This window comes from Azospirillum thermophilum, assembly GCF_003130795.1.
Taxonomy (GTDB): domain Bacteria; phylum Pseudomonadota; class Alphaproteobacteria; order Azospirillales; family Azospirillaceae; genus Azospirillum; species Azospirillum thermophilum.
Window position 1 is genome coordinate 305,348 of record NZ_CP029353.1, and the last position, 9,220, is coordinate 314,567.

The 9,220-nt window shown below is 72.2% G+C and carries 10 protein-coding genes; 5 read left to right on the plus strand and 5 right to left on the minus strand.

The genetic code is table 11. The features are described 5' to 3' along the window. Window positions 1–4: 4 nt before the first annotated feature. Entirely contained in the window at window positions 5–493 is a 489-nt protein-coding gene (locus DEW08_RS07510; protein ID WP_109325859.1) for a winged helix-turn-helix transcriptional regulator, read from the minus strand. Window positions 494–651: 158 nt separating this feature from the next. Between DEW08_RS07510 and DEW08_RS07515 the strand changes: the two genes are divergently transcribed. The 4 genes from DEW08_RS07515 (at window position 652) to DEW08_RS07530 (ending at window position 3,974) form a co-directional block, all read left to right on the plus strand. After that, complete coding sequence (locus DEW08_RS07515) at window positions 652–1,647, plus strand: adenosine kinase (protein WP_109325860.1); 996 nt, start codon at window positions 652–654, stop codon at window positions 1,645–1,647. Between the two features lie 76 nt (window positions 1,648–1,723). Beyond that, window positions 1,724–2,641, plus strand: coding sequence for a sulfite exporter TauE/SafE family protein (locus DEW08_RS07520; protein ID WP_109325861.1), 918 nt, complete (start codon window positions 1,724–1,726; stop codon window positions 2,639–2,641). Then, entirely contained in the window at window positions 2,641–3,402 is a 762-nt protein-coding gene (locus tag DEW08_RS07525; RefSeq protein ID WP_109325866.1) for a TIGR02186 family protein, read from the plus strand. The genes DEW08_RS07520 and DEW08_RS07525 overlap by 1 nt, the downstream gene beginning before the upstream one ends. Window positions 3,403–3,467: 65 nt before the next feature. Beyond that, the gene (locus DEW08_RS07530) at window positions 3,468–3,974 is read left to right on the plus strand and encodes a universal stress protein (RefSeq protein WP_109325867.1); all 507 of its coding nucleotides are present in this window, start codon (window positions 3,468–3,470) and stop codon (window positions 3,972–3,974) included. 25 nt (window positions 3,975–3,999) lie between these two features. On the opposite strand, the gene DEW08_RS07535 is transcribed toward DEW08_RS07530, so the two are convergent. From DEW08_RS07535 to DEW08_RS07545, 3 genes are all read right to left on the minus strand, one after another. Continuing rightward, window positions 4,000–5,454 (minus strand): fused MFS/spermidine synthase, encoded by a 1,455-nt coding sequence (locus DEW08_RS07535; RefSeq protein WP_109325868.1) that lies wholly within the window; start codon window positions 5,452–5,454, stop codon window positions 4,000–4,002. 81 nt (window positions 5,455–5,535) lie between these two features. Next, window positions 5,536–5,853 carry a hypothetical protein gene (locus DEW08_RS07540; protein WP_109325869.1) on the minus strand — a complete coding sequence of 106 codons (318 nt, stop codon included), beginning with the start codon at window positions 5,851–5,853 and terminating at the stop codon, window positions 5,536–5,538. Then, window positions 5,850–7,229 (minus strand): adenylate/guanylate cyclase domain-containing protein, encoded by a 1,380-nt coding sequence (locus tag DEW08_RS07545; protein WP_245986470.1) that lies wholly within the window; start codon window positions 7,227–7,229, stop codon window positions 5,850–5,852. Before DEW08_RS07545 ends, DEW08_RS07540 begins: the two co-directional genes overlap by 4 nt. A 104-nt stretch (window positions 7,230–7,333) precedes the next feature. Here DEW08_RS07545 and DEW08_RS07550 point away from each other — a divergent pair, with 104 nt between their 5' ends. After that, window positions 7,334–7,888, plus strand: coding sequence for a NifU family protein (locus tag DEW08_RS07550; protein ID WP_109325883.1), 555 nt, complete (start codon window positions 7,334–7,336; stop codon window positions 7,886–7,888). Window positions 7,889–7,963: 75 nt separating this feature from the next. Here DEW08_RS07550 and DEW08_RS07555 read toward each other — a convergent pair whose 3' ends face one another. Next, window positions 7,964–9,037, minus strand: a complete 1,074-nt coding sequence (locus DEW08_RS07555) for a polysaccharide deacetylase family protein (protein ID WP_109325884.1) — start codon at window positions 9,035–9,037, stop codon at window positions 7,964–7,966. Window positions 9,038–9,220: the final 183 nt, after the last annotated feature.

The window sequence follows — 9,220 nt, forward strand, 5'->3', positions numbered from 1 at the left end:
TTCGTCAGTCTTCGCGGCCCGGACCGGTTTCCGGACCGGGGGCTCGGTCGGGGGCGGCCGGCGCCAGCTCCACCTTGATCCCTTCGGCCGTGATCGGCCGTCCGGTATTGCGGTCGATCAGCACCGGCTCGACCAGCTCCCCCGTCTCGGTCGAGCGGATGCGGAAGGCCCCGGCCGGCATCAGCCAGCGGTTTCCCCAGTCGGCCATGGCGATCAGAACCGACAGGAAGTCGCGTCCCTTGCCGGTCAGCCGGTACTCGTGGCGCGGCGGATGGTCCTGGTAGCGGATGCGCTCCAGCAGTCCGGCCTCCACCAGCGTCCGCAGCCGCCGGGTCAGGATGTTGGGGGCGATGCCGATCCCGCGCTGGAAATCGTCGAAGCGCGTCTGCCCCATCGAGGCGTTGCGCAGGATCAGGATCGACCACCAGTCACCCACCTGGCTCACGCAGCGGGCGATCGGGCAGGAGGAGTCGTCGAGGCGTGTGCGTCGCATGGCGCGACCATTCCACAGTCACTTTCATGATGCAAGCCACTCGTGCCGCGCCGCGCTTGTGAACGGTCGTGCCGCGGCTATACTCCGCGACCGGCGCACGCGCTCTCCCCGCCCCAACCCCTTCCGTCATCCCCCCTTCAGTCATTCAAGGAGTGCCCATGGTTTCGGCCGCCTACGACGTCACCGGCATCGGCAACGCCATCGTGGACGTGATCGCCCACGCCGACGACGCCTTCCTCGCCACCAACGGGATCGAGAAGGGGGCGATGACCCTGATCGACACCGCCCGCGCGGAGGAGCTGTACGGCCGCATGGGTCCGGGCATCGAGGTGTCCGGCGGATCGGCCGGCAACACCATCGCCGGCGTCGCGCTGCTCGGCGCCAAGGCCGCCTATGTCGGCAAGGTCGCCGACGACCAGCTCGGCCAGGTCTTCCGCCACGACATCCGCGCCTCGGGCGTCCATTTCGAGACGGCGCCGCTGCAGGGCGGCGCCCCGACCGCCCGCTGCCTGATCCTGGTGACGCCGGACGCCCAGCGGTCGATGAACACCTATCTCGGCGCCTGCGTCGAGCTGGGGCCGGAGGATATCGACGAGGCGCTGATCGCCGCCTCGCAGGTCACCTACCTGGAGGGCTATCTCTGGGATCCGCCCCGCGCCAAGGAGGCCTTCCGCAAGGCGGCCGGGATCGCGCACGCCAACGGCCGCAAGGTGTCGCTGTCGCTCTCCGACAGCTTCTGCGTCCACCGCCACCATGCGGAGTTCGTCGATCTGGTGGAGAAGCACGTCGACGTGCTGTTCGCCAACGAGCATGAGATCGGCGCGCTCTACGGCACCGACCGGTTCGAGGACGCGCTGGAGGCGGTGAAGCGGCTGGGCAAGGTCGCGGCCCTGACCCGCAGCGAGAAGGGCTCGGTCATCGTCACCAACGGCTCCGTCGTCGAGGTCCCGGCCGAACCGGTGGAGCATGTGGTGGACACCACCGGGGCGGGCGACCTCTATGCCGCCGGTTTCCTCTACGGCTTCACCCGCGACCTCTCCCCGGCCGTCTGCGGCCGGCTGGGCGCCATCGCGGCCGGCGAGGTGATCAGCCATGTCGGCGCCCGTCCGGAGGCCGACCTGCGTACGCTGGCGGTTGCCAAGGGGCTGCTCTGACCCTTAAGGGGGGAGGGGCGGCGTACTCCTCCCCCCGCTCTTCCTTGGGGCCGTACGCTGGGGTAAGCTGCTACCCATGCAAGTGTACCTGCCGATCGCCGAGATGTCGGTCAACGCGCTGCTCGTGCTCGGCATGGGTTGGCTGGTCGGATTCCTGTCCGGCATGTTCGGCGTCGGCGGCGGTTTCCTGCTGACCCCGCTTCTGATCTTCATCGGCGTTCCGCCGGCCGTCGCGGTCGGCACCCAGGCGAACCAGCTCGTCGCCGCCAGCGTGTCCGGCGTGCTCGCCCACTGGCGCCGCGGCAACGTGGACGTCAAGCTCGGCGTGGTGATGCTGGTCGGCGGCGTGATCGGCACCGCGGTCGGCGTCTGGATCTTCGGCATCCTGCAGCGGATCGGCCAGATCGACGTCGCCATCGGCCTGTCCTACGTCGTCTTCCTCGGCGTCATCGGCGGCATGATGCTGGTGGAGAGCAGCCGCGCCGTGCTGCGCCGCCGCGCCCCCACCGCCAGCCGCGGCAAGCTGCACCGGCACATCTGGCTGCACGGCCTGCCGATGAAGATGCGCTTCCAGCGCTCCAAGCTCTACATCTCGGCCCTGCTGCCGGCGGGGATCGGCGCGGTCGGCGGCATGCTGGTGGCGATCATGGGGATCGGCGGCGGCTTCCTGCTGGTGCCGGCGATGATCTACCTGCTGAACATGCCGACCGGGCTGGTGGCCGGCACCTCGCTGTTCCAGATCATCTTCACCACGGCGATGGCGACGCTGCTGCAGGCGGCGACCAACCAGACGGTCGACGTCATGCTGGCCCTGCTTCTGCTGATCGGCGGCGTCATCGGCGCCCAGTTCGGGACCAGGGTCGGCACGCGGCTGCGCGGCGACCACGCGCGTCTGATCCTGTCCTGCATCGTGGTGACGGTCGCGGCGAAGCTGGCCTGGGATCTGGTGGCGGTCCCCGCGGATCTCTATACGCTGACGGTCGGGGCTCCCTGATGGGCCGCCGCCTGCTGATCCGGATCGCGGCGGGGCTGTGCGGGCTGCTGGCCGGCGTCACGCTGGCCGCCAACGTCTGGGGCCAGCAGCTTCTGGCCGACCTGTCGAGCCACCTGATCGCCATCACCACCGGCTTCACCGGCACCGAGGTCGTGCTGTTCGGCACCACCGACGGGGCGGGCGACGTCGCCATCGTGGTGACCGGCCCGCGCGTCCCGGCCGTCGTCCGCCGCAAGGACCGCGTCGCCGGCATCTGGGTCAATACCGAGAGCCTGCGGTTCGAGCAGGTGCCGAGCTTCTACACGGTGGCGACCAGCCGCCCGCTCGACCAGCTCGTCGGACGCCCGGTGCTGGAGCGCCACCAGATCGGGCTGCCGCACCTGCAGCTCGGCCCGCAGGCCGAGGGGCTGCCGCCGGAGGAGGTCGCCGCCTTCCGCGCCGCGCTCATCCGCAACAAGCAGCGCGCCGGGCTCTACGCCCTCGCCTTCGGGCAGGTCGCCTTCCTGGGCGAGCGGCTGTTCCGCACCAACATCTATTTCCCGGCCAACGTGCCGACCGGACTCTACAGCGTGGAGGCCCTGCTGATCCGCGACGGCGAGGTGGTCAGCGCCCAGACCACGCCGCTGGTCGTCTCCAAGATCGGCTTCAGCGCCGAGGTGTTCGACATCGCCCGCCATCGCCCGGTAACCTACGGCATCATCGCCGTGGTGGGGGCGATCGCCGCCGGCTGGCTGGCCGGGGCCGCCTTCAGAAGAGTTTGAGCTCGAAAAGCCGTATAAGAACAATCTCGCAGGACGTCAGTGCGTCAGGTTTGGGAGGATGAGACATGACCGACACCACCGCGTCGCCCGATCCGGCTCCGGACGCGAAGCCGGTGCGTATCTTCCTGGTCGTGGTCGACGACAGCCCGGAGCTGAAGGTGGCGCTGCGCTATGCCTGTCTGCGCGCCCGCAAGTCGGGCGGCAAGGTGGCGCTGCTCTACGTCATCGAGCCGGGCGAGATGCAGCATTGGGGCGCCGTCGAGACCCTGATGCGCGAGGAGCAGCGCAACGAGGCGGAGCAGAAGCTGCAGAAGCTGGCGCGCGAGGTCAACCAGCTCACCGGTGCGCTTCCGGCGCTCTATGTCCGGGAAGGCAACCGCCGGGACGAGGTGCTGGCCCTGATCGACGAGGAACCGAGCATCTCGATCCTCGTGCTCGCCGCCGGCACCGATCCGGAGGGGCCGGGCCCGCTGATCACCTACTATACCGGCCGCGGCCTGACCCGCCTGCGCATCCCGCTGACCATCGTGCCGGGCGGGCTGAAGATCGAGGACCTGGACCCGATCACCTGAGACCGGGAAACAGGCGGCCGGGGCGTCACCCGCCGTAGAGGGCCCGCAGGCCGCGGCGGTCGATGTCGCTGAGATCGTCGGTCAGCACCGGCCCGCCGGCCGTCTCCGCCGCCGCCAGGCTTTCCAGGATGCGGGCGGCCGGCGTCTGCACCCGTTGCGGCGCGTTGCGCAGGGCCTCGCGCATCGCCTCCGCCGTCCGCGGCTCCCTGGTCGCCAGCAACAGCCAGTTGCCCCGCCCGGCCTCCGCCACGAAGACGGAGGGCAGGACCGCCGCCTGGGTCGCCGCCAGCGGGCCGACCAGCGCGTCGCGGTCGAGCGGGGCGGCGACGTTCATCGCCACGATCCCGCCGGGCGCCAGCCGCCGCTCCACCGCCGCGAAGAACTCGCGGGTGGCGGTGAAGAAGGGGATCAGCGCCGTGGCGTAGAGGTCGACGACGATCAGGTCGTAATGGCCGCGGTCGCGCTCGACGAAGCGGCGGGCGTCGGCGACGGCCACCCGCACCTCCGGCGGCAGCGCGAACCTCTCCCGCGCCACCGCGACCACCTCCGGGTCCAGCTCCACCCCCAGCAGGTCGCTGTCCGGCCAGGACCGCCGGATGCCGGTCGCCGCCGCCCCGCCGGCAAGGCCGAGGATCAGCACCCGCCGCCGGCCGGCCGCGTCGGTGCCGGCCAGCGCCGGCAGGGCCGGGAACAGGTCGTAATAGAGGCCGGTCGGCCCGCCGTCCCTGCGCAGCCGCGACTGGGTCGCCCAGGTGACGTTCAGGTGCAGGCGGATCTCCTGCGCGTCCTCGCGGACCATGATCGTGTTGTCGGGGGTCTCGCGGTAGAGCGCGAAGCCCTGCCCCTCGCTCCAGCCCGCGCCCCAGCCGGCCAGCAGCCCCAGCGGGGCGAGCGCCAGGGTCCCGGCCGCCCGCGTCCGTCCCGCCGCCTCCAGCGCCAGGGCGGCGGCGGCCAGCGCCGGCGGCACGGCGGCCACCCCGTAGCCGAGCGACACGCCGAGGTCGGGGATGGCGTAGAAGGCGGCGAAGAAGGTGCCGCCGATGCTGCCGACCGTTCCCACCGCATAGACCCGTCCCGCCGCCGCCCCGCCGGCCAGCGCGCTGAGCCCGGCGCAGAGCGGCGACACCATGGCCAGCACGAAGGAGGGCAGGGCGAGGATCGTCATCGCGCCGAAGACCGCGCCTTCCGCGGCGTTCAGCCGCTCCGCCGCGTCGGCCAGCATCGGCCTGCCGATCCAGGGGGTGAGCGCCGCCGCCGCCGTCCCGGCGATCAGGGCGGCACGCAGCGCCGGCACCGCCCGCGGCCCGTCGCCCAGCCGCCCGCCGATCCAGTAGCCGGCCGCCATGAAGGCCATCACCACGCCGATGACCGCGCCCCACTGGTGGACCGAATAGCCGAAATGCGGGGCCATCAGCCGTCCGCCCAGGATCTCCAGCATCATCAGCGACCAGCCCGCCGCGAAGGCGCAGGCGGCCAGCACCGGCGTCCCGGCCCGCGGCCGGCCGGGGGCGGGGCGGGCGCCGGGGCGAAGGTCGGGGCGGGGCCGTCGGTGTCGGGCACGTCAGTCCTCATGCTCGGTCCATTTCCTCACGTCGGCCCGGCGGCGCTGCAGGCTGAGGCCGCTCGCCAGCTTGGCGAGTAGAAGCACGGCGGCGGCGATAGCGACGACCTTCAGGTTGTTCAGCAGCAGGTCGGTCAGGAAGACCATGTAGGCCTTCACGAACTGCAGTCCGGCGCCGAGCCCGGCGGTGAGCCCGTCATTCACCACCCGCGGCAGACCCGGCGTCCCGGCCAGCCCGATCCCCACCGCCACGGCCGCCGCGGCGCCGATGCGCGACCGGCGGACGCCCCCGCGGCGCGGACGGTGGGGCGGCGTCATGGCGGCCCCGCCCCCGGTGCCCCGCCTGCCGGCAGGGCCGGGTGGGGATGGGGATGCGGGTGGGCGGTCCCCGCCAGGCCGAAGACCGCCACCGGATCGCGCAGCCCCTTCACCGGATGGGCGCCCAGCGGCGCCAGCACATGGCGGGACCGCCCGCCGGGGGGAAGGGCGGCGGCCACCGCGGCGGAGGCCAGCACCCGCTGCCCCAGCCGCTCGCACAGCCCCTCGATCCGCGTCACCAGATTGACCGCCGGCCCGATGATGGTGAAGTCGAGCCGGGTGGCCGAGCCGATGTTGCCGTACATCACCTCGCCGAGATGCAGCGCGATGCCGCATTCCAGCACCGGCTGGCCCCAGGCCGCCCGCTCGGCGTTCTGCTGGTCCATGCGGGCCAGCGCGTCGGTGGCGGCGTCGAGGGCCGCGGCGGCGGCGCGCGCGCCGTCGGAGTCGCCGTCCTCCAGCGGGAACAGGGCCAGCATGGCGTCGCCGACGAACTTCAGGATTTCGCCGCCATGCGCCTCCACCGCGCCGCCCATCGACTCGAAATAGCCGTTCAGCAGGGCGATCAGCTCCTCCCGCGGCAGCCGGTCGGCCAGCGGCGTGAAGCCGCGCAGGTCGCAGTACCACAGCACGGCGCGGACATTCGCCCCGGTGCCGCGGCGGATGTCGCCGGACAGGATGCGGGCACCCGTCCGGTGGCCGACATAGGTGTCGAGCACCGTCGCGGCCAAACGCCGCAGCACCATCGCCTCCAGCACCGCCCCCAGCGCCGGCAGGGCGGCATCGAGCAGGGCGAGATCCCCGGTGGAGAAGCCGCCGGGCCGGTCGCTGGCGAAGCTCATGGCGTTGCGCCGGCCGCCGGTGAACAGCAGGGCCATCGCCACATAGTCGGTGGCGCCCTGCGCCCGCAGCTCGCCCAGGATGGGATAGGGCCAGGGCGGCTCCATCACCTCCAGCCGGTAGCGCAGCCCCTCCGCCTGGTCCTCGATCAGGGCGGCGAAGGGGTTGGTCAGGTAGGCCTCGGTCACCTCCGTGCCGTGCGGGCGGGTCACCGTCTCCACCGCCTGACGGCCGCGGCGCCAGTAATAGAGCATGGAGCGGATCTGCGGATGCAGGAGCTGCAGCGCCCACACCCCGCGCCACAGCGGCACCCCGGCGTCGATCAGGCGGCGGCAGAAGGCGTCGACCAGGGCGGGGATGTCCGGCACCTCCCGCCCCTCGCGCAGCAGCCAGTCGATGATGGCGGCCGGGTCGCGGGCGGCAGGCGGGGCGGGTAATGGAGCAGGCAGTGGAACGGGCTGGGCGGAGGCGGCCTCCGGCACGCCGGCGCCGTCCGGTGCGGACGCAGGCAGCAGCTCGGCGGGGGCGGCGGTCACGGCGGCAAATAACCCCAAAGACGTGGTGCTTGATCTGGCATCGGATTCTGCCCAAGTTTGCCCTGCGCCGCCAGTGATCTTCGGCGCCGACGGAGGATAGCACCATGTTCATTCAGACCGAGCAGACGCCCAACCCGGCGACTCTCAAGTTCCTGCCCGGGTGCGACGTGCTCGGGCGCGGGACCGCCGACTTCCCGACCCGGGAGGAAGCCGCCCGCTCGCCGCTCGCCGCCCGGCTGTTCGAGATCGACGGGATCGCCGGCGTCTTCCTTGGCGCCGACTTCATCACCATCACCAAGACCGACGCCAGGGACTGGTTCCTGCTGAAGCCGTCGATCCTCGGCGTGATCATGGAGCATTTCACCGCCGGCCGGCCGGTCCTGCTGGAGGAGGCCGGCGACGGCCACGCCGCGGGCAATGCCGAGGACGCCGAGATCGTCGAGCAGATCAAGGAGCTGCTGGACACCCGCGTCCGCCCCTCGGTGGCGCAGGACGGCGGCGACATCACCTTCCACGGCTTCGAGGAGGGGGTGGTGTATCTGTCGATGAAGGGGGCCTGCGCCGGCTGCCCCAGCTCCACCGCGACGCTGAAGGCCGGCATCGAGAACATGCTGCGCCACTACATCCCGGAAGTCGTCGAGGTTCGCGCCGTGCGCTGAGCGCATCGGTTCGCGGCTGCCGGAAAGGCCCCCCGTTCCCCGCCGGGACGGGGGGCTTTCTTGTGGGTGGCCGAGTTATTCCGGGATCAGGAACTGCACGCCCAGCCAGCGCCAGCGGCCCTCGCCGGCCGGCAGGGTGCAGTTGACGCGGGCGCGGCCGGGGGGAAGCGGGTCCTTGATGCGGACCTCCACCCGGTCCTCGGCCACCCGCTCCAGCACGGTGCGCCCCTGTCCGGCGGCGAAACAGGCGAGCCGGCTGCTGTCGCCGATCCCGTCGCCGATCGTGAAGCCCAGCGGCGGCGGGTTGACCGTCACCAGCGGGTCGTCCGGCGTCAGGTCGGATACCGGCAGCGGCAGCGCGTTGGCGGCCAGCCGGAAGCGGTCGACGCTGCCGTAGGCCTCGTTCATCACGAAGCGCGGCAGGCCCCAGGGATCGGCCTGCGGATAGAGCACGCCCGACTGCTGCCCGAAGGCGGCGGCATAGCCCAGGTCCTTCACCACGTCGCGCACGGCCAGCGAGTACTCGCCCTGCGGATAGGCGAACAGCGCCGGGCGCTGGCCCAGCTCCGCCTTCATGCGGTCGGCCATGCGGCGCAGGTCGGCGGCGATCTCGCCGGGGCTGCGCGGCACCAGCGACTGGGTGGAGGTGCCGAGCGCGCCGATCGTCACGCCCGCCGCGGCGAGCTGCCGGATCTCCGACCAGCTCATATGGTTGGGGGAACCGCGGTCCACCGCATCCGTCGCGACGAACAGGGTGAAGGGCAGCCCCGCCGCCTTCAGCCGCGGCCAGGCCTCCTGGAAGGCGGAGCGGCTGGCCTCGTCGATGGTGATGGCGACGGCGCGGTCGGGCAGCGGCTTGCCGCCGCGCAACGCCTCCAGGATGCGCGGCAGCGGCAGCACCTGGTAGTCGCCGCTGGTCAGCTCCTCCAGATGCGCCTCGAACTGGTCGATGCGGATGCTGACGGAGGGGGTCTGGTCCTCGCCGAAGCGGTCATAGGCGAAGACCACCGCGCTCGGCATGGCGGCGTCCGCGGCGGCGGCGCGCCCGGCCGCCGGCATGAAGGCGGCCCACAGGCCCATCGCGGCGGCGACCATCCTGGCGGCGCGGCCGAGGAAGCCCGGGCGGAACAGCCGGGGGCCGGGCGGCATTGCACGAAAAGGCGTTGGGCGAAGCAGCATGGCGGCCCACTGGAGGCAACGGGGAAGACGGCCGCTCGTGGCCGGGCCTGCGGTCCGGGCGCGCGGCAGGGCAGGGGGCGGCCGGTGCCGCTCCCTGCCCGGACATCGATTCTCCTGGTGTGGCACAGCCTTGTGTCGTGGAACAAGCGCGCC

Bases quoted from the DNA above. Each gene is read 5' to 3' on its own strand.
- DEW08_RS07525 (WP_109325866.1), top strand. From the start codon at position 2,641: ATGGGCCGCCGCCTGCTGATCCGGATCGCGGCGGGGCTGTGCGGGCTG.
- DEW08_RS07530 (WP_109325867.1), top strand. From the start codon at position 3,468: ATGACCGACACCACCGCGTCGCCCGATCCGGCTCCGGACGCGAAGCCG.
- DEW08_RS07540 (WP_109325869.1), bottom strand. From the start codon at position 5,853: ATGACGCCGCCCCACCGTCCGCGCCGCGGGGGCGTCCGCCGGTCGCGC.
- DEW08_RS07515 (WP_109325860.1), top strand. From the start codon at position 652: ATGGTTTCGGCCGCCTACGACGTCACCGGCATCGGCAACGCCATCGTG.
- DEW08_RS07550 (WP_109325883.1), top strand. From the start codon at position 7,334: ATGTTCATTCAGACCGAGCAGACGCCCAACCCGGCGACTCTCAAGTTC.
- DEW08_RS07555 (WP_109325884.1), bottom strand. From the start codon at position 9,037: ATGCCGCCCGGCCCCCGGCTGTTCCGCCCGGGCTTCCTCGGCCGCGCC.
- DEW08_RS07510 (WP_109325859.1), bottom strand. From the start codon at position 493: ATGCGACGCACACGCCTCGACGACTCCTCCTGCCCGATCGCCCGCTGC.
- DEW08_RS07520 (WP_109325861.1), top strand. From the start codon at position 1,724: ATGCAAGTGTACCTGCCGATCGCCGAGATGTCGGTCAACGCGCTGCTC.